Here is a 24,042-nt window from a genome sequence, read left to right as displayed (position 1 = left end):
AGATGATTCGGAGACTGCTGGTGGCCAACCGGGGCGAGATCGCCCGCCGGATCTTCGCCACCTGCCGGGCGCTCGGCGTCGAGACGGTCGCCGTGCACTCGGACGCGGACGCCGGGGCGCCCTTCGTCGCCGAGGCCGACCGGGCCGTACGCCTGCCCGGGCACACGCCGGCCGAGACGTACCTGCGGATCGAGGCGATCCTCGACGCGGCCCGCCGGGCCGGCGCGGACGCCGTCCACCCGGGCTACGGTTTCCTCGCCGAGAACGCCGAGTTCGCCGCCGCGGTGACCGACGCGGGGCTGACCTGGGTCGGGCCGAAGGCCAAGGCGATCGCCGTGATGGGCGACAAGCTGGCGGCGAAGGCGCTGCTCGCCGACGCGGGCGTGCCGATGCTGCCGAGCTGGACCGATGGCGACCAGGTCACCGGCTTCCCGGTGCTGGTCAAGGCCGCCGCGGGCGGCGGCGGGCGGGGCATGCGGGTGGTCCGCGACGCCGCCGGGCTGGCCGAGGCCGTCGCCGCGGCGCGGCGCGAGGCGGCCGCGGCGTTCGGCGACGGCACGGTCTTCATCGAGCGGTACGTCGAACGCGGCCGGCACGTGGAGGTGCAGATCTTCGGCGACACCCACGGCACCGTGGTGGCCCTCGGCGAACGGGACTGCTCGATCCAGCGCCGGCACCAGAAGATCGTCGAGGAGGCCCCGGCTGTCGTGCCGGCCGAGCTGCGCGAAGGACTGCACGCGGCGGCGGTGGCCGCCGGCCGGGCGGTCGACTACGTCGGCGCGGGCACGGTCGAGTTCCTGCTCGCCCCGACCGGCGAGTTCTTCTTCCTGGAGATGAACACGCGGCTCCAGGTGGAGCACCCGGTCACCGAGGCGGTCACCGGGCTGGATCTGGTCCGGCTGCAACTGCTGGTCGCCGAGGGCGAGCCGCTGCCACTGGCGGCGACCCCGGCGGCCGACGGCCACGCGATCGAGGTACGCCTCTGCGCCGAGGAACCGGCCCAGGGCTTCCGCCCGGCCACCGGCACCTTGCACCGGTTCGCGATTCCCGGGGTGGCCGGCGAGTTCACCCCGACGAAGGGGCTGCGGCTGGACTCCGGCGTGGCGGACGCCTCGACGGTGAGCGTGCACTACGACTCGATGCTGGCCAAGCTGGTCGCCTGGGCGCCCACCCGCGCCGAGGCCGCCCGGGCCCTGGCCGGTGCGCTGGCCCGGGCTGAGCTGCACGGCGTTGCCACCAACCGCGACCTGCTGGTCCGGGTGCTGCGCAGCCGGGAGTTCGGCGCCGGGGAGATCGACACCGGCTTCCTGGAGCGGCACCCGGAGGTCCTCGCTCCGCTGCTCCCGGCCGACCAGCCCCCGCTCGCCGCGCTGGCCGCCGCGCTCGCCTCCGCCGCCGGTCGGCGCGCGGCGGCGACCGTGCTCGCCGGGCTGCCCTCGGGCTGGCGCAACGTGCCGGCGTTCCCGCAGGTCACCCGGTATGCAGGGACGGACGGCGGCGAGATCGAGGTGCGGTACCGGCTGGACCGCAGCGGGAGGCTCGCCGAGTGGTCGGCCACGCCGAGCGCGGCGCCTACCCCACTGGAAGCGGCAGCGGTGGGCCGGGATGCCACGTCGGGCGGCGCGGCGGCCCGTGGCCTGCCGCCGGCCGTGACCCTGGTCGAGGCCGCTCCGGACCGGGTGCTGCTCGACGTCGGCGGGGTACGACGGCTGTTCCGCGTACACCGGGTGGGGTCGGCGGTCTTCGTGGACGGCCCGGACGGGGCGGCGAGCTTCACCGAGCTGCCGCGTCTCCCGCTGCCCACGGCGGAGCTGGCGGCCGGGTCGCTGCTCGCGCCGCTGCCCGGCACCGTCACCCGGGTGCACGTCGAGGTCGGCCAGCGGGTCGCCGCCGGTGACCTGCTGCTGACCCTGGAGGCGATGAAGCTCGAACACCCCGTGCTCGCCCCGGCCGACGGCGTCGTCATCGAACTGCCGGTGCCGCCAGGCGGCCAGGTGGACACCGGGGCCGTGCTGGCCGTTGTGGACAACTCGAGCTCGGCGTGCCGGTACCTGGAGCCATCCGACCCCGCGGAGGACGCGCGATGAACTTCGACCTCACCGCCGAGCAGGAGCAGCTCCGCGACGCCGTGCGGACGCTGGGTCGCCGGTACGGCCACAGCTACTTCGTCGAGAAGGCCAGGGCCGGCGCGCACACCACCGAGCTGTGGCACGAGGCCGGCCGGCTCGGCTACCTCGGGGTCAACATCCCCACCGAGTACGGCGGCGGGGGCGGCGGCATCACCGAACTGGCCATCGTCTGCGAGGAGCTGGCCGCGGCCGGCTGCCCGCTGCTGCTGCTCGTGGTCTCCCCCGCCATCGCCGCCACCGTGATCGCCAGGCACGGCACGGAGGCGCAGCGCAAGCGGCACCTGCCCGGGCTCGCCGACGGCTCCCGGAAGATCGTCTTCGCGATCACCGAACCGGAGGCCGGATCGAACTTCCACCGCCTCGGCACGGTGGCCCGCCGGGATGGCGCCGACTGGCTGCTCTCCGGCCGCAAGTGCTACATCTCCGGCGTCGACGAGGCGGGGCATGTGCTCGTCGTCGCCCGGGTTGCCGTCGGCGACGGCCCGGCCAGCTCGGCGGAGGCCGCTCCGCAGAAACTCAAGCCCGCGCTGTTCATCGTGCCCACCGACGCACCGGGGCTGACCTCGTCCAAGCTGGACATGCAGATCGTCTCCCCGGAGAACCAGTTCCTGCTCTACCTGGACGACGTCCGGCTTCCCGCCGACGCGCTGGTCGGCGAGTCCCTGGACGCCGGGCTGCCGGCGCTCTTCTCCGGGCTCAACCCGGAGCGGATCACGGTGGCCGCGATGGGCGCCGGCACCGGCCGGTACGCGATCGAGCGGGCCAGCGGATACACCACCACCCGCAAGGTGTGGGGTGGCCGGAGCATCGGCTCGCACCAGGGCGTCGCCCACCCGCTCGCGCACGCCGCCGTGCAGGTGGAGCTGGCCCGGTTGATGATCTACAAGGCGGCCACCCTCTACGACGCCGGCCGCGACCTGGAGGCGGGCGTCTCCGGCAACATGTCCAAGTACGCGGCCGGCGAGGCCGCCGCGCTCGCCGTGGACACCGCCGTCCAGGCGCTCGGCGGGGCCGGCATGACCACCGAGTACGGGGTGGCCACCCTGCTCGGCGCGGTACGGGCCGGCCGGATCGCCCCGGTCAGCCGGGAGATGATCCTCAACTTCGTCGCCCAGCACGTGCTCGGCCAGGAGAAGTCCTACTGACCCGGCGGCCGAGGGCCGGCGAGGTTACACCGGCCCTCGGTCTACCGTGCGGCAGGCGGCGTCGATGCGGTTCACCGGGCGGACCCGCCGGCCCAACCCCTCGAGCAGCGAGTCCTCGACGTGGAAGTCGCGGATGCGCAACTGGCGGCGGGGCAGTTCCTCCTCGCTCGGGCAGAGCACCTGGGCCCGGACCTGGTCGACCGGCAGGTAGCGGACGCCGCCGCGCTCCTGGAGCAGCACGACGTTGACGTCGTCCACCGTCACCACGTGGCCGCGGATGTCCTCGCTGACACCAGGGGCCGACTCGATCGTGGTGACGGTGAGCGGCAGCACCGGGGTGCTGATCACCGGGAGCGCGGCCCACACCAGCGTGGCCAGCACCGCCGCCTCGGTCACCGAGGCCAGTGGCCGGATCACCGCCGCCGGCAGCGGCCCGGTGACGAAGAGGGCCAGCACCGGCGGTACGACGAGCAACACCAGGGCGAGCAGCTCCCGCTGCTGCCAGGCGTCCAGCAGGGTCGGCGCGAGCAGCCACAGATAGCCGGTGAAGCCGGCGCAGAGCAGCAGCACCCGGGGCACCACCTGCTCGTGCAGCCGCCCCGGGCTGAGCTGGAACGCCGCCGCGAACGCCGGGACGAGCAGCGGCAGGTAGAGCAGCGGCCAGGTGACCAGGGCCAGCAGGAAGCTGGCCACCGCGAACCAGGCCGGGGTGACGTCCACCCAGCGGACGAAGAGCGGACGGCGGACGCCGGGCGGCATCCGGTCCACGCTGACCCGGAGCACCGCGCCGAGCGCGAAGACCGCGACCAGCCCCGCGGAGAGCAGCCGGGCGGCCGTGGTGAGGAAGCCGGCGAGCAGGTTGACCGTGCCGACGTTGGCGACGAGCAGCAGGGTGGTCTGCAGTTCCCCGCCCGCCTCGACGCCCAGCCGGAGCACGGAGAACACCGCCGGGACACCGACCACGGCCGTCCAAAACGACTGGCTGGCCCGGGCCCGCCGTTCGGCCTGGTCGTGGCCGGCCGGGACGGGCGGGAGTGGATCTGCCTTGGCCGGGACGGTCACCGCTGGGGCGCTCATCGGCGGGGTGCCTTGTCGTCGAAATCGACAAGCTTGGGCACGTCCAAGGGCTGCGGCTGCGACCGGCCGCCCTTCAGCCACGGTCCCAGCGTCCGGTTGTACGCGGTGAGCCACGGGCTGCTGATCCCGCTCCGCCCCTCCAGATAGCTCTTGTGCAGGAAAAACGCGACCAGGTCCCGCAGCGCCGGGTCGCCGATCGGCACCCCGATGCCGAGCTGTTCGCTGGTGCCGAAGGGCATGTCGACGATCTCGAACTCGGTGGGATACCGGGAGAGGAAGCCGGCGAGGATGGTCTCGTCGGAGCTGACCGCGTCGTAGCGCCCCTTCCGGATGCCCTCGACGCAGTCGCCCACGTCCTTCACCACGTACGCCTTGACCGCGTGCTTCTCCAGCTCGGCCTCGGTGGTGGAGCCGCCGCTGGTGCAGATCCGGTAGCCCGGCTCGCGAAGGTCCTCGATGGTGCGGATGCGGTCCTTGAGCCGCGTCGGCACCATCACCTCCTGCGTGGTGACGAAGTACGGCCCGGCGAAGCTGACCAGCTTCTTGCGCTCCTCGGTGATGGAGAAGCTGGACACCACCAGGTCCACCGTGCCGGCCTGCAGGGCGGGGATGCGATCCTCGGTCGACAGTGCCACCCACTCGATCCGCTGGTCGCCCTCGAAGCCGAGGGACGAGGCGATGTAGCGGCCGATCTCGACGTCGAAGCCGGTGTGCGTGCCGTTGCGCAGCTCGCCCATCAACGGCTCGGTGGTGGCCACCCCGATCTTGATTCGGGGTTGACCGTCGATGTGCGACTCGCGCAGCTTGTCGAGCACCGACGGCAGCGGCGGTTCCCGGCGGTTGTCACAGCCGGCTGCGGCGGCCAGGGTCAGGGTCAGCGCCACCGCGACGGTCGTGGCGACGGACCGGAGCCGGTGACGGGGAGGAGGAACCTCGTTCATGGGCGACCTCGATCACGGACACGGCGGGGTACCCAGGGTAGCGGCATGGGCGAGCGGCGTGATGGTTCACAGTGGTCGGTTTAGTCCGACGTGGAGATGGCCGGCCCATCGGGTCGGTGTCGCCAGGAATTCGTCGCGGACGGACCGAACCGTGTCGGTGAGCACCCGGGCCGCCGCAGCCGTGTCCGGGCGTCGTGTGCCGCCGTTCGTCAGTCCGGCGTAGAAGGCCTCGGCGATCCGGGCGCTGTCCGTGGTGCGCCAGGTCGTACCGATGACGCCGCGGAAGCCCGCGAGCTGGAACGCCGCGGCCAGGTGCAGCGGTTCGTCGGTGAACGTCGGGTGCGTCTCGGCGGTGCTGCACGCGGAGAGAAAGGCCAGTTCGGCCCGCTCGAGGTGAGCTGAGCCAACCCGGTGGGGGCTGAGCGTGCCACCTCCGCCGAGGCGCAGGCCGCCGGTCAGCATCGCGCTCAGGCCGGCGTCCGCCTCGCCGTGGCAGGCGAAGTGCGCGATCGGGTGTGCCCGCAGCGCTTCCTCGACCGCGCGCGCCGCCACCTCGGTCCCGGTGAGCACCGTCGAGCCGGGGACCAGGCGGGCGACGTGCTCGACCTCGGCGCGTACCTGGGACAGCGCCGGCAGGTCCCGCGCGGCCGGTACGCCGACGACGGCGGCCGTGGCGGTCGCCGGTGGCCGTGGACGGTCCACGGCGGCGTGCGCCAGGGCGGTGAGGGTCGGCGTGTAGGACGAGACGGTGCGGTCGAGAACGGTACGCCTGCGGCCCGGGTCGCGGTGGTGACCGGCGGCGTGGAGCGGGAGGCGGGCCAGCGCGCCGACCGGGGACCACCAGATCCGGGGTGCCGGGTCGTCCACGGGGGCGACCCGGTCGAGCACCGGCCCGGTGACGGCGTCCCAGAGCCAGGCCAGGATGCCGTGCAGCTGCTCCTGCGCGGAGGCGCGCCGGTCGAACGGCACCGCCGGGTCGGTCGCCTCGGACAGCGCCGCGTACCACCCGACGACGTGCCGCTGGACGGCGGTCTCCGACAGCTCGGGCAGGCGGATCACCTGCACGGGTCGCCCCGGGTCTGCCGGCACGACGAGAGCGTCGCCCTGGTCGCCGTGCGTGTTGACCACGACGACCGGCATTCCCGCGAGCCGCTGGCGCAGGCGTGCCACCGACGGTGGACGCAGGAAGTCGGCGAATCCGGGGAGCCCGCGGATCCGCTCGATCAGCCGGTCCCGTTCGACGGCGAGCTGCCGGGTACGGGCCTGCCAGATCGATCGGGGGTCCCATTCCGTCGTCGAGCTGCCCAACACTTCGCCGGCCGCCGACCGGCGCTCCACCTCGATGGTGAACTTCCGGACGTGGGTGTAGGCGTCCGCCTCCGCCAGCTCCCGGTCGACCCGGTCGAGTTCCGTGGCGAGCTGGGGGCTGACGGTGCGCAGCTCCGCCCGCCCGCTGCGGATGCCCAGGGCCTCGTTGAACAGCAGGCCACGGCCGCGTTCCAGGAGCTCGACGGCTCCGTCGGCGTCCCCGGCTGTGATCGCGACCGCGGCGGCCTCGGCCGCCAGCCCGCCCAGTGCGGCGACGGCTCCGAGCCGGCGGCGGGCGCTCGACGACCGGCTGACCGAGGTCGGCATGCGCCGCACCGCCCGCTCCAGCGCGGCCAGTCGGGCGGCCGGGTCGCCGGCCTCACGGGCCAGCGCGGCCTGCTGGCGTTCGGCGTCGATCCGGGTCTGCGCGTCTGCCCTGGGCGACGCGGCGATCGCAGCGTACGTGGCGATGGCCTCGGCCCGCGCCCAGTTGGCGTCCGGCTCTTTCGATCTCGACAGCTCGGCGGCCGCTCGGGCCAGCAGCCCGGCCCGCAGCGACCACCAGTGGTGCTCGGTCGGGGTCTCCTCGACCGCCTGCCTGGCCAGTTCCACGGCGTCGGCCAGGACCATGAGGTCGCCGCCGACCAGGTAGCGCTGGTACCGCGTCTCGGCGACTGAGCTGAGGATCCGGGGCTGGTCGGGGTGGTCCGGCGGCAACAGGGCGAGCGCCTCGCGGTAGGCGCGCTCGGCCATCGCCAGGCCGGCCTCGTCGTTCCGGCGGACGGCCTGCCGGGACAGGCTGCTCGCGTGGTTGAACAGGAAACCGATTCGGCGGGAATCGTGACCCGGCAGGGCCTCGACGGCACGCCGGCTGGTCTCCACTGCTTCGGCGAGGAGCGTGTCGTCGGGTGCCAGCACGTCCCGGTGGGACAGCAGGTTGGCGAGCTTCATGAGCCGCAGCGGATACAACCCGTGCCGGGTGGACGTTTCGCTGAGGGCCTCCCGCTGGTACCGCAACGCCTCGTCGAGGAGGTCCGGGTCGTCGGCCAGCCAGCCGGCGTCGGCCAGCGTGTCGGCGAGAACCACGAGCTGGAACGGGCGCAGGTCCGGCTGCCCGTCGGTCAGCTCCAGTGCCGCGCGGGCGGCCGACACGGCGGCCTCGACCATTTTCTCGTCCCGCCCGTGCACTCCTGCGTGGCCGGCGCCACCCGCCAGCAGGTTCAGCGCGTCCCGCCACAGCGGATGCGCCGGCCCGGTGGCGTCCAGAGCCACCTGCGCCCAGGTCGCCGCCCACGCGGCGCCGTCCAGCTCACCGCCGTGTTGCCAGCGATCGAGCTCGGCCTGCCCGAGTGACAGCAGGGCCTGCGGCCGGGCCGGATGGAAGCCGGGCACCGTGGCGAAAAGCAGGGCGGCCGACTCGTGCCGCTCGGCCAGTGCCGGTGCTGAGGCGTCCACCGCGATCCGCGCGTCCGTCTCCGCGACCTGCCGCAGGAGCCGGTCGATCACCTCGGGTTGGTTGGCCGCGGTGGCGACGGTGAGGGCCGGTTCGGGGCCGATCTCCCGGGCCAGCAGGTTGACGACCGTGTTGAGCCGCTCAAGAGCCGAGGCCGCCTCGGGCCGGTCCGGCGCGGCGGCGTGGACCGCGTCCCGCCAGGCGGCGGTCGCCTCCAGCAGGACCAGGATCGATGCCTTCTCCGGAACCTCGTGCAGCCGGCACAACGCCCCGCCGAGCTGTGCCACCACCTGCGGATCGGTGGGATGCCGCTGCCAGCTGAGCTGCGCCGCCCGGCGGTATTCCCCGACGGCCAGCTGCAGCGCCTTGGGGCCGGCGCCCCGGTCGAAGTAGAGCTCCAGCAGGCGACCGCGGCGGACGAGCCGGTGCATCCGGTGCGGGTCCTGGGCGGAGGTGGCCGCCAATGCCTCCGTGGCGGCGTCCAGCGCCTCGTCGTACGTCGGCCCGTCCCCGGTCGCCTCGGCCAGCGTGACCAGTGCTTCGGAGAGATCGGTCAGCAGCGCGGCCCGGATCAGAATGGCCGACGCGTCGCGCTCCCGGGCCAGGGGCCGAAGCCATTCCCGGTACAGCGTGACGAGCATCCGGAGGGCCTTCTCCGAACCGGCCCGGTACCGCTGCCAGAGCACCGCGACCCGGTCGGCCTGCTGCTGGCTGAGCAGGACATCGGACAGTCGCGGTGAACCCGGCCGATCGGTCTCCCGGCATTCGTCCCGGATCAGCTCGGGCACCAGGTCCGGGTCGCGGCGGCACCCGCGCCGGAACTGCTCGACCGCCGCTCCGCGCTCCCGCAGACCGTCCAGGCCGGGCAGGTTGAGGTAGCGGTTCCAGTGGAGCCCGGCCAGTGCCCGCGCCGCCTGGCGTCCGGTTCCACGGTCACCGGCTGCGGCGGCGAGGGCCTGCTGTTCGTGGGCGAGGTCCGCTCCGAACAGGACGTTCGGGTCGCCGGTGCGTTCGTACTCTGTGATGACCGCCGTGACCCGCTGCGCGGCACTGCCGGTGGTCCATCTCGACATGCTCGATTCCCCGTGGCTGGCGTCGGCCGGCGATCTCCTCGTCCCGCAACGATCCTGCCCGCTCCGGACCGGCCGACGGAAGCGGAAACACGACTCCCGTCCGGGAATGGTGTGCTGGCTTCCCGCGATCGTTACTGTGACAGCGGAAGCACCCAACCGGGGTACGGGGAGCGGCCTTGGAACTGGTTCCGGAGCGCATCGATCGACTGTGCCGACAGGCCGGCGGGCAGCTGCGTGAGCATGCCGAGCGGTACGGCGTCGCCGACGTGCTCGCCCGGATCGTCGACGCGGTCGGCCAGGGACGCCTGGACCGGCAGCTGGCGGAGGACCTCGACCGGCTGGACGGGGCATTCGCCCGCAACGGCGTCGACGGGCTCACCACCGGCGTACGCGGGTTCGAGCCGTGGCTCGGCGGAGGCGGCCATCCGGCGGTTCTCGCCTGGGGCTGTCCGAGTCCCCGACCGTGCCCTAGGAAGGCCCCGATCAACGACGGCGACCGACCGGTGTGCGGGCTGACCGGCACGCCGTTCGTGGAGAGCCGGACCACGTTGTGAACGCGTTCCTGGCCGAGTTGGGCAAGCAGCTGGTGACCCGGTGGACGGTGGCGCTGATGCTGCCGGGGGCGCTGTTCGCCGCCGCGGTGGTCCTGGCCCACGTCCTCGGCCACCAGCACGCCGTGGATCTCCGGACCCTGCCGGTCTGGTTTGCCGGGCTGGCCGGTGGACGCGGCGGGCCCCTGCTGATCACCACGGCGGCGTTCCTGCTCGGTGCGGCGGCGGCCGGGCTCACCGCGCAGTCGGTGGGCGTGTTCGTCTCGTGGACGTGGAGCCTGACCGGATCCGTGCCGGTGCTGCGCCGGCTCGCCGATCGGCGCCGCCGCCGGTGGGAGCGGGCGGACGCCGAGGTGGTGGCGGCCGAGCGGGCGCTCCTCGCGGACACCGCCGACCCAACGGTGCGGGACCGGGCCCGCCGGGCCATCGCCCGCCGCACGGCGGTCTGCCTCGTGGAACCGGCGCGACCCACCTGGGTCGGCGACCGGCTGCACGCGGCCGACGTACGGCTGCACCGAAGCTACGGGATCGACCTCGCGGCCGTGTGGCCACGACTGTGGCTGCTCCTCCCCGCCGAGGCGCGCGGCGAACTGACGGCGGTGCAGGATCGGTGCGCGTCGGCGGCCCGGCTGGCCGGCTGGGGTCTCCTGTACGCCGCCCTCGGGGCGTTCTGGTGGCCGGCCCTGGTCGTCGGCCTGGCGACCCTGCTCATTGCCCGGTACCGCGCCCGCCTCGCCGCGAGCGTGTACGCCGACCTGGTCGAGGCCGCCGTCGACCTGTACGGCCGGGAGTTGGCGGTCCAGCTCGGACTGTCGTGTCCGGACCGACTCACCCGGGAGGTCGGCGAACAGCTCACCGCGATCGTCCGCAAGGACGGCGTCGTTCCACACGCCCGTCGGGCCAGATCCGCCGTGCCGTCGCCGCCCCGCACCTGACCTGCGGCCCTCCGGCCGTCACGGTTGCCAGGACGGATTGTGCAGGATGGCCAGGTTCTGCCGGGCGTTGACCGCCAGGCTGTGGTCGCCGGCGATCTCCTGCACCGAGTCGAGCACCGTCCAGTACAGGTCAATCGCCCGTTTCCGGTACCCGGCCAGCGCGAGGGTGGCGGCCAGGTTGTTGCGCCGGCCGATGGTGTCGAGGCTGTCCCGCCCGAGGCTCCGCTCGCTGTGCCGGATGTTCTCCGTGTGCAGCTCGATGGCCTGCGCGTACTGGCCGGCGTGCTGGTAACCCACCGCCAGGTTGTTCCGGACGACGAGGGTCAGTTCGCCGTCGCTGCCGTGCAGCTGCTCGGCGGCGGCCACGACCTCCCGCAACACGTCCAGCCCGTCGTCGACCTGCCCGGCTTCGAAGTACGCCTGACCGAGCGCGTTGCGGACCTTCAGGGTGTCCTCGTCAACCGGGCCGAACGCCTGTGCCGCCCCGGCGGCCATTGCCTCGAGCAGGGCGATGGCCTCGGTGAACCGTCCCCATCGGCGGTGGTCCTCGGCGAGGCTCAGCCGGTACGCCAGCGTGGCACGGTCGCGGACGGCCTCCCGGCCCAGTCCGGCCGCACGCCAGACGTCGAGGGACGCCTGGACCACGTCGAGCGGACCGCCCACCGCGCGCGGGGGCGGCGGGGGCATGGCGGGCAGAGGCTCGGGCGGCCCTGCCTCGTCCGCCACCCACGCCGCGAGCCGCGCCCGCAGCTCCGCGGCGGGGACGCCGTCGACGTACAACCGGCACACCCCGTGGTCCAGGGACAGGTCCAGGAGCGAACCACCGCCGACCACCAGGCGGAGGTGAGTCAACGCCATGATGTGGCCGGGAGCCCGGACGTCCAGCCCGCGCAACGTGGGCCAGGCGACGGTCAGGAACTGACGGATCCGCCGGCGTAGCCGGATGCCGGAGCGGTCGAGGACCACGGTGAGCCCCGGTGTCTCGCCCGCCCCGCGCGGATGCCCACCGAGACAGGTCACCTGGGGTATCGCGAGCGACGACATCGCGTCATCCTTTCAGCCGGACGCGCAGCTGCCCACGGCCCGGGGTACGGCGGGCGCCCGATCGCCCGCCGTACCCCGGGGGTCCGTCAGCGGACGGTCAGCGTGCCGACCGCCGGCAGCGGCGCGACCACCGGCGGGAGCCGCTTCGGCTCGCCCCGGCCCGGCGCGCCCGCCCGGGCGAGGTCGCTCTTCGACGCGGTCGCCCGCGCGTCCGGCTTCTCCGGCGCGGCCACGAACGGCTGGTCGTCACCGGTGCAGACGGTGCCCTTCGCCGGCAGCGTCCCCTTCAGCAGGTACGCGTCGACGGCGCCGGTCACGCAGGCCGAGGTGCCGTACGCGGTGTGGCCCCAGCTGTCGCTGCTGAGCAGGCGGCTGTTCGGCAGCAGCGCCGCCGAGCTGACCGCACCCTGGTAGTTGGTCGCCGGGTCCCAGTAGTTGCCGACCACCAGCACCGGGGCGCTGGTGCGCCGGTTGAACGGGCCGGTGTAGGCGTCCTCGTCCCGCACCGTCCAGGTGTTGCGGGCGCAGGGCGACGTGGCCCACGCCCAGGTCCGCCCGAAGTACGGGGCCCGCTTGTCCTCCTTGGCGGCCAGCGCCGGCCAGGCGTCGGCGCTCTTCGGGTGGTACGCGTCGGTGCAGTCCACCGTCAGGAACGTCTCCAGCCCGTTGTCGTACGGGAAGTCGTAGCCGCGCTGCTTCCGGGCCTGCGCGGCGCGCTCGGCCACCGCGGTCTGCGCCTGCGACCGGCGGGCCGCCGACGCCGACGCCGGATCGGTCAGCACCAGCAGCTCGCTGGTGAGTCCGTCGATGTCCGCCCAACCGTACGGGCTGTACAGCGCGCTGAGGCTGGCGCCGACGAAGTCGGCGTAGCTGATGGTGAACGTGCCGTGGTCCGGGTCGTCGATCACCACCGGCTTCTTGCGCAGCCGCTTCGCCACCGTCTCGTACGCGGCGACCGGGTCGCCGGAGGACGCCAGCTCGCACTTGTCCGCGCCGGCCTTGGCGCAGCGGACCAGGATCTCGTGCAGCGCTCGGTAGGCGCCGTCGGCGCTGCGCAGCCGGCTCTCCTGCAGTTGGTCGCGGGCCTTGCCCTGGCCGACCCAGGCGTTCGGGTTGAGCACCCCGTCGATGACGAGGGCGCGGACCCGGTCCGGGAACATGTTGGCGTAGTACTGGCCCAGCGCCGTGCCGTAGCTGAAGCCCAGATAGGTCAGCTTCTTGTCGCCGACCGCACGGCGCAGCACGTCCATGTCGCGGGCCACCTCGGCGGTGGACGCCGCCCCGGTGAGCGGCTTGCCGGTGGTCGAGCAGGCCTTGCCGACCGCCTTGGACGAGGCGATGTACGCCTTCTCCTCGGCCTTCGTCCACGGGAAGGCGACGTTCAGCCCGGCACCCGCCTTCATCTGGTCCTTGACCGAGCGGAAGCATTTGACGTTGTCGCTGGCGGCGACGCCGCGCGGGTCGACGCCGACGATGTCGAAGCGGTCGAGCAGGCTGTCGCCGAGGAAGTACGGCGCGGCGAGCGCGATGCTGGTGCCGGAGCCGCCCGGGCCACCCGGGTTGAGGAAGAGGCTGCCGACCTTGTGCTTCTGGTCGCGGGCCTTGACCCGCAGCACCGCGATCTCGGTGCTGGCGCCCTTCGGGTCGTCGTAGTCCAGCGGCAGGCGGACGGTGGCGCACTCGGCGTAGCCGTAGCAGGCGTACCAGTCGAGCTTCGGCGTCGGCACGCGGTCGACCCGGCGCGCCTCGACGGCGCTGGTCCGGTCGGACGCGGCCGGCTGCGCCGTGGCGGCCGCGGCGGGCGTGACCGCCGATCCGGCGAGGACGATGCCGGCGATCCCTGTTGCGGTCAGGGACCGGATTGCACGTGGCATGTGGCTGCCTTCCGGTGGGGAACGGGATCTGTCAAGGTGACCTCGACCCCCGTCACTCTAGGGATCACCGCCAACGCAGGCTGCCCGTCAAACGCGGACTGAACAGACAAATTGCCGATTGATGTAACGAAATTTTCTCGATCGACGCTTTTATCGCTCCCGCCGTCCTCTTGCGAGGGTGGTCTTGGGTCATGCTTGTCGGGTGAGTTCGTTTCCGAAGCCCGATGCGCGGGTGAAGGCCCTCGTCGCGTCCCTGGCGGCGGTGGCGGCGTTGGTGACGCTGGTGGTGTGGCGCCCCGCGGGCATCCGGTCGGTGATCCTGGCCCTGCTCTGCGTGGTGCTCGGGATGATCGCCGGCGTGGCGGTGGCCGCCGCCCGGCAGGCCCCGCGGCAGGCCCGCGGCGACGGCGCCCCGACCGAGGACTCGCCGGCACTCGGTGGGCACGCAGTGGACGCCGACACGCTGGAGGCGCTCGATCCCCGGGAGGTCCGGGAACATCGGACGGTGAACGGGCTCAGCGACCGGTGAGGGTCGGCACGGCGAGCGCGTTCACGCCCTGCCCGGCCAGGCAACGGTAGGTGCGGTCCCCGTCCTGGTCGGACGGCGGCAGCACCTCCAGGTTCCACCCGGCCGCCTGGTTGATGCCGCTGACCAGGCGGAAGGTGCTGACATTGCAGACCTGCCGAACGGCGGGGTCGGCGGTGACCGCGTGGTGGCCCGCCCCGGCCAGGGTCGCCGGCAGATCACCCTCGGCGTACGTCTCCCAGGTGTGCTGGCCGTCGCACGACACCCGGTCCGCCTCGGCCCGGTCGCGGCGCAGCCGTACCGGTCCGAAACACTCCAGTTCGGACGCACAGCGGGCGCCCGCCGGCAGCCGTACCCCGCCGGCCGCGCAGCCCGGCAGCACCTTGCCCGCGTCGATGACCCCGCTGACCGCCGGCGTGGGCGACGCCAGCGGGACGGGCGGGCCGCCGGCCAGCCACGCCCCGGCGCCGGCCGAGGCGGCCAGCGCGAGAACCCCCGCGCCGCCGAGAAACCAGCGGCGCCGCCACCGGCGGCCCGGCGTGGGCACGGTCGGGTGGGCGTCGTCCGCCGGCGGGCGCGGGCTCGGCCCGCCGCTGCGCCCCACCGTGTACGGCCGGCCGGTGCCGGGACCGCTGACCGGAAACGCGGAGATCGGGGCGCCGCTGACCGGGGCGGCGCCCGGGTCGAGCGGGAGCGCGGCGAGCATCCCGCCCAACTCCACGGCGGACGGGCGCTCGCCCGGGTCGTTGGACATGCCGAGCCGCAGCACGTCGATCAGCTCGTCGGGAATCCCGGGCAGGCCGGGGATCGGCTGGTGGAACATCTCCAGCACGGTGACCAGGCTCGGGTTGCGCTCGGACTGCCAGCGCGGCGGCCGGCCGTGCATCACCGCGTAGAGGGTGGCGCAGAGCGCGTACACGTCGACCGCGGGCGTCGGCGGGCTGTGGTTGAACATCTCCGGCGGCGCGTACGCCGGGGTGAGCACCTCCAGGGTGACCGAGGCGTCCCGCACCTCGGCCAGCACCGCCAGCCCGAAATCGGCCAGCACCGCCGGATTGAAGTGGGAGTAGAGGATGTTGGCCGGCTTGACGTCCCGGTGCAGCACCCCGGCCGCGTGCGAGTGGGCGAGCGCGTCGGCGATCTTGACGCCCAGGTCCCGCGCCTCGACCGCGCCCAGCGGCGAGGTACGCATCCGCTCCGCGTACGACCCGTCGCAGAGCTCCATGATCAGATACGGGTGCTGGTCGACGGTGACCCCGACGTCGAAGAGGTCGACCACGTGCGGATGCGACGACATCTTGCCGGCCGCCCGCGCCTCGCGCAGAAAGCGTGCCTGGTCCCGCTCGCTGTCCAGCGTGCGGTTCTCCACCTTGACCGCGACCTCACGCCCCACCGAGATCTGGGTGGCCCGGTAGACGGTGGCGTAGCCGCCCCGGGCAAATACCCTCAAGTCGGTCAGACCGGGCACGATTGGCAGCCGCAGGGCACCGGGCGGGGTCTCGGTCACGACTCGAAAATACCCAACCAGTCGGGTCGCTCAGCGCACCGCGTCGGCCGCCGGCACGGGGCCGGAGCCGGCAGCGTCATCGTCCAGGCCACCCGCGGCGGCCGCCCGCCGGGCGTCCCACCGGAGGCCGACCGCGGTCGCGACCGCACCCAGCCCCTCCCAGGCGGCCACCCCGAAGAACCGGTCCGGGGCGACGTCGGAGAGCACGGCGATGCTGAAGACGGTGAACGTGACCAGCCGGAACCAGACCGTGAACCGGTAGAACGGCCGCCACTCGGTGGCGACGGCGAGCAGGTAGTAGACCCCCATGTTGAACGAGGCCATCGAGGACGCGGTGAGGAACGTGCCGGTGTAGTCACCCGGGGCCCGCTCGGCCGGCACCTCGAAGCCCAGCATGCGCAGCTGCGCCTCCGGCCAGATCAGCCCGAGCGCGCCGAGGAGCAGCGCCAGCACGCCGAAGACCGCCATCGTCCAGCCGGCGCCCGAGCGCGGCAGCCTCATGAGTCCTCCCCACCCGCGACCGCCGACGTGTGCGGCCTCCTCGGCCACCGAGGCTAGCCGCCAGCCCCGCCGCCCACATCCCCGAAACCGCCAAAACTGCCCGCTCCGCCCCGGACGTAGCGGCAGCTTCACGGGGAGCGTGGCGCGTTTTCCGTGAATCTGCGCGGACCTCAGCGTGGGTGGGTCAGGGGGTCAGGCGGGTGAGGAGGGCGTCGGCGAGCGCCCGCTCGCTGCGCTGCTCGGTGGCGTACGCCAGGCGTACCGCCTCTTCGGCGCTGGCCAGCGCCTCGGCCGGACGGTCGCACGCGGCCAGCGTCTCGGCCAGCACGCAGGCCCCGATCACCTGGCTGCGAACGTCCTCGGCCGGGGCGGCGACCGCCCGCTGCGCCCAGTCCAGCGCCTGCACCGGCTGGCCGTGGGCGAGCAGCGCGGAGGCGTACCGGGCCATGGTCTGGCGGCGGGAGAACAGCAGCGACGGGGTGTGGGCGGCGGCGGTGGCGACCGGGGCGAGCAGCCCCACCGCGGTCGCCGGATCGTCGTCGGCGAGCCGGGCCAGGGCGAGCAGCACCCGGGGCGCCACCTGAGCGGGGGCCTGCGGGTTGTGCGGCTCCACCGTGGTGAGCACCGACCGGGCCGCCTGCTCGGCGGTCTCCCAGTCGCCCAGGTCCAGCGCCACGAACCCGCGCAGCGTGCCCGCCATCCCCGTGAGCAGCGGGTGCGACGTCCGCCCCGCGTACGCGAGGGCGTCGGTGAGCAGGTCGGCGGCGTGCTCCGGCTCGCCCAGCCCGCGTGCCACCACCCCGCGTACCACCAGGGCGAAGCCCTGCCCCCAGTCGTCGCCGACCTCGGCGAAGTCCCGGTACGCGCGCCGCGCCGCCCGGTCCGCCTCGGCCAGCTCACCCAGCTCCGCGGTGGCGTACGCCTCGACCGCGCGCAGCGTGCCGACCGCCCACGCCTCGCCGACCCGCTCGCCGAAGGGGAGGAAGACCTGCGCCATCCGGCAGGCCTCCCGGAGCCGGCCGGCGAGCAGCCGGGCGAACGCGGTGGTGCCGCGCAGCCAGGCCCGGCCGTACGGGTCCTTCAGCTCGGCGAAGAGCCGGGCGGCCCGGCCGAGCACCGCGTCGGTGCCGGCGAAGTCGCCCCGGGTGGTGGTCACCCAGGCCAGGTTCTGCAACGACCAGGCCTGCCCGCGCGGGTCCTTCGCGGCGAGGCTGACCTGGTAGGAGGCGGCCAGCCGGCTACTCGCCTGGCCGAGCCGGCCGGCGACGAAGTCGGCCATGCCGAGCCGGCGCATCGCCGAGGCACGCATCGTCGGCAACTCGGCCGCCGTGGCCACCTGAAGGGCCTCCTGCCAGCAGCGTTCCGTCCGGGCCTGGTCACCGAGGGTCTGGTGGGCCTGCCCGGCGAGCAGCAGGGCACCGGCCCGGGTGGCCGCGTCGCCGGTGTTTGCCGCGATCTTCTCCGCGAAGGCGAGCGCGTCGTGGGGGCGGCCGACCTGGAGCAACGCCCGGGCGTGCACCACCTGGTCGGCCAGCGGCACGCCGTCGCGGGCCAGCTCGGCGGCGCGCTCGGCGTACTCGACGGCCAGGGCCGGCTCGCCGGAGCGCAGCGCGCGGCGGGCGGCCCGGCCGAGCGCGGCGACGCCCAGCGGGGCCACCGCCCGGGCCGGCGCGTCGGGGCGCAGCTTCACCGCGTCGGCGAGCGCAGCGGCCCGCGCCACGTGTTCGGCCACGAAGTCGTCCCGGGCCGCCTCGCTGAACCCACCGGGCAGGGCGGCGCCGTCGGCGCTCTCCGGGGCGGCCCAGCGGGCCAGCGCCGCGTGCCGCTCGGCCAGCTCCGCCTTGCTCACCCCGGCGTACGCGGCCTCGCGCATCAGCGGGGTGGCGAAGGCGAAGCCGGTGCGGGTGCGGTGCAGCATGCGGCGCTGCAGCAACTCCTCCACGGCCCGCTCCAGCTCGACCGCGACCACCGCCGCCGGGCGGCCGTCGCGCCCGGTGCGCTGCTCGCGGAGCGCCTCCAGGGTGCCGGCCGGCACAGTGTCGCCGACCACCGCCGCGTCGCGCAGCACCGAACGGGCATCCACCGGCAGCGCGTCGATCCGCGCCGCGAGCACGGCGGCCAGGTCCCGGGAAAGCAGCCGGCTGCCCAGCGAGCCGGGCGCCAGCCGCCAGCCACCGGGAATGTCCCGGTCCGCGCCCGCGGTCAGCGCGCCCCGCTCCATCAGCAGGGTGACCAGCTCGGCCAGGTAGAACGGGTTGCCCTGGGCGGTGGCCAGCAGCCGGTCGGCGTCGGCCGGGGGCAGCTTCCCGCCCCCCAGGTAGCTGGTGAGCAGCCGGGCCGCGTCGGCACCGCGCAGCGGCGGCAGCGCGTGCACCTCGGCGTCCGCGACCCGGGTCAGCGCGCCGGCGGTACGCACCAGCTCCGGACGGCCGAGCAGCAGCACCAGCACCGGGCCGGTGAGGCGGTTGAGGGTCACGCCGAGTGCGTTGACGGTCTCGGCGGTGGCGTCGTGCAGATCGTCCACCACGATCACCAGTGGCGCCTCGACCGCGAGCGCGCTGAGCAGGCCGGTGACCGCGTTGGGCACCGCCTCGGCGTCCGGCGGCGGGGCGGCCGGGTTCCACTCGCCGTTACCGGTGGCAGGCGGGAGTTCGGCGTACCCGAGCAGCGCGAGGAGCTGGTCGACGGCGAGCGGGGGCAGGTCGCCGGGAAGCCGGCCGAGCCGCTGGCCGAGCCGGCGCAGCCGCTCCTCCACGGCCGGACGGGTGAGCGCGGTGGCGGCGTCGTTGGGCAGACCGACCGCGGCCCGGACCAGATCGGCCAGCGGGGCGAGCCGCCGCCGCTCGCCGAACGCGGCGCAGCGTACGGAGAGCACCCGGGCACCGGTGTGCGCGGCGTACCGGCCGGCGCCCACGTCGTAGCCGGCGGCGAGGCGTTCCACCTCGGCGGCGAACCGGGACTTGCCGATCCCCGCCTCGGCGGTCATCAGCAGCACCCGGGGCTCACCCCGGTCGATCACCTCGGCGAGCCGGCCGGCGACCCGGCCGATCTCGGTCTCCCGGCCCACGAAGGGCGCCTCGTCGCCGAGACCGGACCGGGTGCCCGGCGCGTCCAGGAGACCCAGCAGCTCGTACGCCTCGACCGGCTCGCGCTTGCCCTTGAGCCGCAGCGGGCGCAGCGCCCGCCAGGAGGCGACGTGCCGGGTGGCGGCGGCGGTCCGTCCACCGGCGTAGACCGCACCGACCGCGGCGGCGTCGGCGAGCCGGGCCGCGGTGTTCACCGTGTCGCCGATGACGGTGTATTCGATCGCCGCCTGGATGCCGGCGATCACGTCGCCGGTGTTCAGCCCGACCCGCAGGCCGAGCGGCGCACCGCCGCCCCGCTCGTCGTCGAGCACCCGGCGGACGGCCCGCTGCATGGACAGCGCCGCCCGGACCGCGCGCTCGGCGTCGTCCTCGTGCGCGACAGGCGCACCGAAGACCGCCATGATCCCGTCGCCGGTGAGCTTGTCGACGTGGCCGCCGAAGGTCTTGACCGCACCGGCGAGGGCGGCGAGCACCCGGTCGGTCACCGCGCCGACCCGTTCCGGGTCGAGGTCCTCGGACCAGGAGGTGAAGTCGGAGAGGTCGCCGAAGAGCACGGTGACCACCCGCCGTTCGGCGGCGGGCAGCGTCGCGGCGGCCGGCAGCGCAGCCCCGCAGTTGTGGCAGAACCGCGCGCCGGGTACGGCGACGGTTCCGCACACCGGGCAGGTCACGGCTGCTCCACTCCGAGGTACTCGAGCTGCGCGCGGACCGACCACTCGGCGGCCCACCAGAGCGACCGGTCGACGTCGGCGTACACCTTCGCGACCACCTCGGGCGCGGTGGTGGCGCCCGCCGCGACCGCCGCGCGGACCTGGTCGAGCCGGGCCCGGCGGTGGGCGAGGTAGAAGTCGGCCGCCGCGCCGCAGTCGGCCAGCGCCGGGCCGTGCCCCGGCAGCGCCGGCACCCCCCGGTACGTCGACAGCAGCTCCAGGCTGGTCAGGTAGTCCCCGAGGTGCCCGTCAGGGTGGGCGACCACGGTGGTGCCCCGACCCAGGATGGTGTCGCCGGTGAGGACCACCCGCTCGTCGCCGTGCTCGACCAGGAAGCAGACCGAGTCGGCGGTGTGTCCCGGGGTGGCCAGCAGGCGGATCTCCAGACCCGAGCCGTCGACGGGCCCGGTCAGCGGCTCACCGCCGATGGTGTGCGCCGGGTCGGCGGCGCGGACGGGCGCGCCGCCGAGCAGCTCGTGCAGCCGGGCCGAGCCCTCGGTGTGGTCCGGGTGCCCGTGGGTGATCAGCACGGACCCGACCGGCCCGTGCGACGCGATCGCGGCCAGGTGCTCCTCGTCGGCCGGGCCAGGATCGACGACGACCGTGTGCTCGGCACCGGGGGCGCGCAGCACCCAGGTATTGGTGCCCTCGAGCGTCATCGGCCCCGGGTTCGGGGCGCGCAGCAGCGTCACCCAACCCGGCAGCTCGTCCGCGAGCGCCCCTGCCGCCCCGGTCACATGCCCGCCCATGGCAGCGATCGTACGACCCCGCCCGCCGCTCCCCGCGATCTTGCAGCTCCGGCCTGTGATTTGTGGTCGTTCACGGCTTTCGCTGGGCCGGAACCAGCAAGATCGCGGGGACGGAGCGTGAGCGGCGGCTCAGCCGACCTCGACGATGACCTCGACCTCGACGGGGGCGTCGAGCGGCAACTCGGCGACGCCGACCGCGCTGCGGGCGTGCCGGCCGGCCTCGCCGAAGACCGCGAGGAACAGGTCGGAGGCACCGTTGATCACGCCCGGCTGGCCGGTGAAGCCCGGCGCGCTGGCCACGAAGCCGGTCAGCTTCACGATCTTGACCACGTTCTCCAGGCCGACCAGCGAGTCGATCGCGGCGATGGCGTTCAGCGCGCACCGCTGCGCCAGGTCCTTCGCCTGGTCGGCGGAGACGCCGTTGCCGACCTTGCCGGTGGCGAGCAGCTTGCCCTCCGCCATCGGCAACTGGCCGGAGACATAGACGTGCTGCCCGGACTGGACGGCCGGCACGTAGCTGGCCACCGGCGGCACCACCTCGGGCAGGGCCAGGCCCAGCTCGGCGAGCTTCGCGTGCGGTCCGTTGCTCATGCCGCCACCTCGCTCCGCTCGGCGTCAGCATGAGCCGACTTCGCGCTGAGACCGATGATTCGCTCGCTACGCTCGCTCATGCCGCTCACGCCTTCGGTCGCTTGAGGTAGGCGACCAGCTGCTCCGGGTTCGGGCCGGGAACCACGGAGACCAGCTCCCAGCCATCCTCGCCCCAGTTGTCGAGGATCTGCTTGGTCGCATGGACCAGCAGCGGGACCGTGGCGTATTCCCACTTCTGCATCAGGTTGAGGCCTCCTTGCCTGGCGTGGACTCGGTCAGGCACAGCCTACGGGCCGCCGGTGTCAGCGGGACGCCGGACGTTGCCCCGGCGTCGAGGGCGGCTCGCCACAGGGACCCTCGTGCTCGTACGGCTGGGGGCAACGGGACCGGTCGGGCAGCGGCAGGTCGCAGAAGACGCGGTGCCGGTTGTTCTGGTCGTCCGCCGTGGAGACCGTCGTCTCACCGGCGTCCAGTTCGCTGAGGAAGCCGAGCGAGGTGGCCACGGTGCCGGCGAGCGCGGTGGCCGCCGCCAGGTCGGCGACCCGGACCGGCAGGTGGATGACGTACCCGGGCTCCTCCTCGTCCCGAACCCGGTCGCCTGACCGGACCAGCGTGCGGAGCGCCTCGGCCGGGTGGCGGTACGACCGCTCGTTGAACGGCAGCGCCAGACCGATCCCGTCGGCATCACCGGGCCGCCCCACCCGGTCAGCGGGGACGAACTGGGCTCGAGGGGTGTTCTCCGCGTCGCGCATGCGATCCTCCGGGCGTCGTACCTGCTCACCGTCAGCACCATCCGGCTCGGACCCACCGCCGCACCGGTCCCGCGTCGCGACGAACGTAGGACCTGATGGCAGTCCCAGCAACGGGACGCGCAGGCGCGATCACGTTCAGTCACATATGCGACACATCTCTCGACTGAAATGCGACGGCAGGACCGCCTCCGACCCGCTCGTGCGGGCGACGGGCCGGTACGCGGGGCAGGCAAGGCGCCCATCGACCGCTACCCTTCCGATCTGGACGGGCGCCAGCGCTCGCCCACCACGCTGGTCCACGTGTCCGCTGCCCGGGGCGGCGGCGCGCCGCACCCCGGGGGATGACATGACCCAACCGCCCATCGGTGGCGCCGCCGGTTCTCCCGGCGGTCCGTCCCACCAGGAGCCGCCCGCCGGCGCCGCACCGCCTCCCGGGGCGGCGTACCCCCCGCCGGCCCCCGGGGCATTCCCCGCGCCGTACCCCCCGCCCGCTTCCGGGGCGTACCCCCCGCCGGGCCCGGGGCCGTACCCCCCGCCGGGCCCGGGGGCCTTCCCCGCGCCGGCGCCTGGCTACCCGCCACAGCCGGCGCCCGGCTACCCGCCACCGCCGGCGCCGGCGGCTCCGAAGAAGCGGCGCGGGCTGCTGATCACCTCGATCGTGCTGGCCGCGGCGATCCTGCTCTGTGGCGGTGGCGGCACCGCCGCGTTCCTGACGCTGCGCAAAGCCGAGCAGGGGCAGGGCGCGAAGGAGCCGGCGGTCGCCGTGAACGGCTTCCTCACCGCCGTCTACAAGGACCAGGACGCCCGGAAGGCCGCCACCTTCGTCTGCTCCGCCGCGCGGGACGACAAGAAGATCGCCGCCAAGGTCGCCGAGGTGCAGAAGTACGCGACGCAGTACCAGAACCCCCGGTTCCGCTGGACCACGCCGAAGGTGGACAACCAGACCGGGGAGCGGGCGACGGTGACCACCAAGGTCACCATGACCACCTCCGACGAGAAGGTGGCCGACCAGGAGTTGCGCTTCACCGTGGTGCAGAAGACGGGTTGGTGGGTCTGCGAGGTCGCCTGAGCCGGGCGGCCGGCGTGCGCTCTAAGCTCAACGGGTGGCAGCAGCTGAGCACCCGGCCGAACCGGCCGGCACCGCATGGCCGGCCCGCCTGCACGTGGTGACCGGGAAGGGCGGTACGGGCAAGACCAGCGTGGCCGCGGCCCTGGCCCTCGGGCTGGCCGCCGGCGGCCGGCGCACCCTGCTGGTCGAGGTGGAGGGGCGGCAGGGTATCGCCCAGCTCTTCGGCACCGATCCGCTGCCCTACGAGGAGCGGCACCTGACCGACGCCCGGGGCGGCGGCGAGGTGCGGGCCCTGGCGGTGGACGCCGAGGAGGCGCTCCTCGAGTACCTGGACATGTTCTACAAGCTGGGCGCGGCCGGCCGGGCGCTGCGCAAGTTCGGTGCCATCGACTTCGCCACCACCATCGCCCCGGGCCTGCGGGACGTGCTGCTCACCGGCAAGGTGAAGGAGGCGACCACCCGCACCAACGGCCAGCGCCGGGCGTACGACGCGGTGGTGTTGGACGCGCCGCCGACCGGGCGGATCGGCCGCTTCCTCAACGTCACCGCCGAGACCGCCCGGCTGGCCAAGGTCGGCCCGATCAAGACTCAGAGCGAGGGGGTCGCCGTGCTGCTCCGCTCGCCCATGGCGGCGGTGCACGTGGTGACACTGCTGGAGGAGATGCCGGTCCAGGAAACGGTCGACGCGATCGCCGAGCTGACCCAGCTGGGCTTCCCGGTCGGCCGGGTGATCGTCAACGGCGCCCGGCCGCCGGTGCCGACCGGCCGCGCGGTGACCTCCGCCGAGCTGAAGCGGGGGCTGGCGGCCGCCGGCCTGCCGACCGACGCGCGCACCGTCGCGGCCCTCACCGGCGAGGCGCGTGACCAGCAGGTACGCCGGGAGCTGGAGGACTCGCTCCGGGGCGACCTGGTGGAGCTGGGGCTGCCCCTGACCGAGCTGCCGCTGCTCCCCGACGGGGTCGACCGGGCCGGACTGGAGACGCTGGCCGAGGCGCTCGTCCGGGCGGATTGACTCACACCT

General features: G+C 74.2%; 19 protein-coding genes. 7 read left to right on the top strand and 12 right to left on the bottom strand.

Going from position 1 to position 24,042, the window contains the following annotated elements; translation table 11 throughout:
* The first annotated feature begins 2 nt into the window (after positions 1-2).
* On the top strand, positions 3-2,087 hold the full coding sequence (locus ACGF4F_RS16500; RefSeq protein WP_393078053.1) for a biotin carboxylase N-terminal domain-containing protein: 2,085 nt from the start codon (positions 3-5) through the stop codon (positions 2,085-2,087).
* Complete coding sequence (locus ACGF4F_RS16495) at positions 2,084-3,274, top strand: acyl-CoA dehydrogenase family protein (RefSeq protein ID WP_393078050.1); 1,191 nt, start codon at positions 2,084-2,086, stop codon at positions 3,272-3,274. The genes ACGF4F_RS16500 and ACGF4F_RS16495 overlap by 4 nt, the downstream gene beginning before the upstream one ends.
* Before the next feature lie 24 nt (positions 3,275-3,298).
* Here ACGF4F_RS16495 and ACGF4F_RS16490 read toward each other — a convergent pair whose 3' ends face one another.
* The 3 genes from ACGF4F_RS16490 to ACGF4F_RS16480 form a co-directional block, all read right to left on the bottom strand.
* Positions 3,299-4,351 carry a hypothetical protein gene (locus tag ACGF4F_RS16490; protein WP_393078047.1) on the bottom strand — a complete coding sequence of 351 codons (1,053 nt, stop codon included), beginning with the start codon at positions 4,349-4,351 and terminating at the stop codon, positions 3,299-3,301.
* Positions 4,348-5,292 (bottom strand): transporter substrate-binding domain-containing protein, encoded by a 945-nt coding sequence (locus ACGF4F_RS16485; protein WP_393078044.1) that lies wholly within the window; start codon positions 5,290-5,292, stop codon positions 4,348-4,350. The genes ACGF4F_RS16490 and ACGF4F_RS16485 overlap by 4 nt, the downstream gene beginning before the upstream one ends.
* 66 nt (positions 5,293-5,358) lie before the next feature.
* Positions 5,359-9,126, bottom strand: coding sequence for a CHAT domain-containing protein (locus tag ACGF4F_RS16480; RefSeq protein WP_393078042.1), 3,768 nt, complete (start codon positions 9,124-9,126; stop codon positions 5,359-5,361).
* A 176-nt stretch (positions 9,127-9,302) separates the two neighbouring features.
* Between ACGF4F_RS16480 and ACGF4F_RS16475 the strand changes: the two genes are divergently transcribed.
* A complete protein-coding gene (locus ACGF4F_RS16475) occupies positions 9,303-9,680 on the top strand; it encodes a hypothetical protein (RefSeq protein ID WP_393078039.1) in 378 nt (125 codons plus the stop codon).
* Positions 9,677-10,612 carry a hypothetical protein gene (locus tag ACGF4F_RS16470; protein WP_393078036.1) on the top strand — a complete coding sequence of 312 codons (936 nt, stop codon included), beginning with the start codon at positions 9,677-9,679 and terminating at the stop codon, positions 10,610-10,612. The genes ACGF4F_RS16475 and ACGF4F_RS16470 overlap by 4 nt, the downstream gene beginning before the upstream one ends.
* An 18-nt stretch (positions 10,613-10,630) precedes the next feature.
* Here ACGF4F_RS16470 and ACGF4F_RS16465 read toward each other — a convergent pair whose 3' ends face one another.
* Together ACGF4F_RS16465 and ACGF4F_RS16460 are read right to left on the bottom strand one after the other, a co-directional pair.
* The gene (locus tag ACGF4F_RS16465; protein ID WP_393078033.1) at positions 10,631-11,656 is read right to left on the bottom strand and encodes a tetratricopeptide repeat protein; all 1,026 of its coding nucleotides are present in this window, start codon (positions 11,654-11,656) and stop codon (positions 10,631-10,633) included.
* Between the two features lie 86 nt (positions 11,657-11,742).
* Positions 11,743-13,530: an alpha/beta hydrolase gene (locus ACGF4F_RS16460; protein WP_393078030.1), complete on the bottom strand. Its 1,788-nt coding sequence runs from the start codon at positions 13,528-13,530 to the stop codon at positions 11,743-11,745.
* A 202-nt stretch (positions 13,531-13,732) separates the two neighbouring features.
* On the opposite strand from ACGF4F_RS16460, the gene ACGF4F_RS16455 reads away from it, so the two are divergent.
* The gene (locus ACGF4F_RS16455; protein ID WP_393078027.1) at positions 13,733-14,059 is read left to right on the top strand and encodes a hypothetical protein; all 327 of its coding nucleotides are present in this window, start codon (positions 13,733-13,735) and stop codon (positions 14,057-14,059) included.
* On the opposite strand, the gene ACGF4F_RS16450 is transcribed toward ACGF4F_RS16455, so the two are convergent.
* The 7 genes from ACGF4F_RS16450 to ACGF4F_RS16420 all read right to left on the bottom strand — a co-directional run bounded on the left by ACGF4F_RS16450 (position 14,046) and on the right by ACGF4F_RS16420 (position 21,952).
* Entirely contained in the window at positions 14,046-15,563 is a 1,518-nt protein-coding gene (locus ACGF4F_RS16450; RefSeq protein WP_393078024.1) for a serine/threonine-protein kinase, read from the bottom strand. The two genes, ACGF4F_RS16455 and ACGF4F_RS16450, sit on opposite strands and share 14 nt — an antisense overlap.
* Positions 15,564-15,593: 30 nt before the next feature.
* On the bottom strand, positions 15,594-16,064 hold the full coding sequence (locus tag ACGF4F_RS16445) for a hypothetical protein (protein ID WP_357439424.1): 471 nt from the start codon (positions 16,062-16,064) through the stop codon (positions 15,594-15,596).
* Positions 16,065-16,248: 184 nt separating this feature from the next.
* On the bottom strand, positions 16,249-19,821 hold the full coding sequence (locus tag ACGF4F_RS16440; RefSeq protein ID WP_393078021.1) for an adenylate/guanylate cyclase domain-containing protein: 3,573 nt from the start codon (positions 19,819-19,821) through the stop codon (positions 16,249-16,251).
* Positions 19,818-20,609: an MBL fold metallo-hydrolase gene (locus ACGF4F_RS16435; RefSeq protein ID WP_393078018.1), complete on the bottom strand. Its 792-nt coding sequence runs from the start codon at positions 20,607-20,609 to the stop codon at positions 19,818-19,820. Before ACGF4F_RS16435 ends, ACGF4F_RS16440 begins: the two co-directional genes overlap by 4 nt.
* 129 nt (positions 20,610-20,738) lie before the next feature.
* The gene (locus ACGF4F_RS16430) at positions 20,739-21,200 is read right to left on the bottom strand and encodes a RidA family protein (RefSeq protein ID WP_357439416.1); all 462 of its coding nucleotides are present in this window, start codon (positions 21,198-21,200) and stop codon (positions 20,739-20,741) included.
* An 85-nt stretch (positions 21,201-21,285) separates the two neighbouring features.
* Entirely contained in the window at positions 21,286-21,441 is a 156-nt protein-coding gene (locus tag ACGF4F_RS16425; RefSeq protein ID WP_013736319.1) for a DUF4177 domain-containing protein, read from the bottom strand.
* A gap of 61 nt (positions 21,442-21,502) precedes the next feature.
* The gene (locus ACGF4F_RS16420; protein ID WP_357439413.1) at positions 21,503-21,952 is read right to left on the bottom strand and encodes a hypothetical protein; all 450 of its coding nucleotides are present in this window, start codon (positions 21,950-21,952) and stop codon (positions 21,503-21,505) included.
* 346 nt (positions 21,953-22,298) lie between these two features.
* On the opposite strand from ACGF4F_RS16420, the gene ACGF4F_RS16415 reads away from it, so the two are divergent.
* Positions 22,299-23,021, top strand: coding sequence for a hypothetical protein (locus ACGF4F_RS16415; protein WP_393078015.1), 723 nt, complete (start codon positions 22,299-22,301; stop codon positions 23,019-23,021).
* A 34-nt stretch (positions 23,022-23,055) separates the two neighbouring features.
* Positions 23,056-24,033 carry an ArsA-related P-loop ATPase gene (locus ACGF4F_RS16410; protein ID WP_357439407.1) on the top strand — a complete coding sequence of 326 codons (978 nt, stop codon included), beginning with the start codon at positions 23,056-23,058 and terminating at the stop codon, positions 24,031-24,033.
* Positions 24,034-24,042: the final 9 nt, after the last annotated feature.

This window comes from Micromonospora sp. NPDC047740 (genome assembly GCF_043204735.1).
Lineage (GTDB): Bacteria > Actinomycetota > Actinomycetes > Mycobacteriales > Micromonosporaceae > Micromonospora.
Note: the sequence above shows the minus strand (reverse complement) of the source record. Positions and strands in the feature narration are given on the sequence as shown.

Excerpts from the sequence above, each read along its gene's own strand:
- ACGF4F_RS16500 (WP_393078053.1), top strand. The coding sequence starts at position 3 with ATGATTCGGAGACTGCTGGTGGCCAACCGGGGCGAGATCGCCCGCCGG.
- ACGF4F_RS16495 (WP_393078050.1), top strand. The coding sequence starts at position 2,084 with ATGAACTTCGACCTCACCGCCGAGCAGGAGCAGCTCCGCGACGCCGTG.
- ACGF4F_RS16490 (WP_393078047.1), bottom strand. The coding sequence starts at position 4,351 with ATGAGCGCCCCAGCGGTGACCGTCCCGGCCAAGGCAGATCCACTCCCG.
- ACGF4F_RS16485 (WP_393078044.1), bottom strand. The coding sequence starts at position 5,292 with ATGAACGAGGTTCCTCCTCCCCGTCACCGGCTCCGGTCCGTCGCCACG.
- ACGF4F_RS16480 (WP_393078042.1), bottom strand. The coding sequence starts at position 9,126 with ATGTCGAGATGGACCACCGGCAGTGCCGCGCAGCGGGTCACGGCGGTC.
- ACGF4F_RS16465 (WP_393078033.1), bottom strand. The coding sequence starts at position 11,656 with ATGTCGTCGCTCGCGATACCCCAGGTGACCTGTCTCGGTGGGCATCCG.
- ACGF4F_RS16460 (WP_393078030.1), bottom strand. The coding sequence starts at position 13,530 with ATGCCACGTGCAATCCGGTCCCTGACCGCAACAGGGATCGCCGGCATC.
- ACGF4F_RS16445 (WP_357439424.1), bottom strand. The coding sequence starts at position 16,064 with ATGAGGCTGCCGCGCTCGGGCGCCGGCTGGACGATGGCGGTCTTCGGC.
- ACGF4F_RS16435 (WP_393078018.1), bottom strand. The coding sequence starts at position 20,609 with ATGGGCGGGCATGTGACCGGGGCGGCAGGGGCGCTCGCGGACGAGCTG.
- ACGF4F_RS16430 (WP_357439416.1), bottom strand. The coding sequence starts at position 21,200 with ATGAGCAACGGACCGCACGCGAAGCTCGCCGAGCTGGGCCTGGCCCTG.
- ACGF4F_RS16425 (WP_013736319.1), bottom strand. The coding sequence starts at position 21,441 with ATGCAGAAGTGGGAATACGCCACGGTCCCGCTGCTGGTCCATGCGACC.
- ACGF4F_RS16420 (WP_357439413.1), bottom strand. The coding sequence starts at position 21,952 with ATGCGCGACGCGGAGAACACCCCTCGAGCCCAGTTCGTCCCCGCTGAC.
- ACGF4F_RS16415 (WP_393078015.1), top strand. The coding sequence starts at position 22,299 with ATGACCCAACCGCCCATCGGTGGCGCCGCCGGTTCTCCCGGCGGTCCG.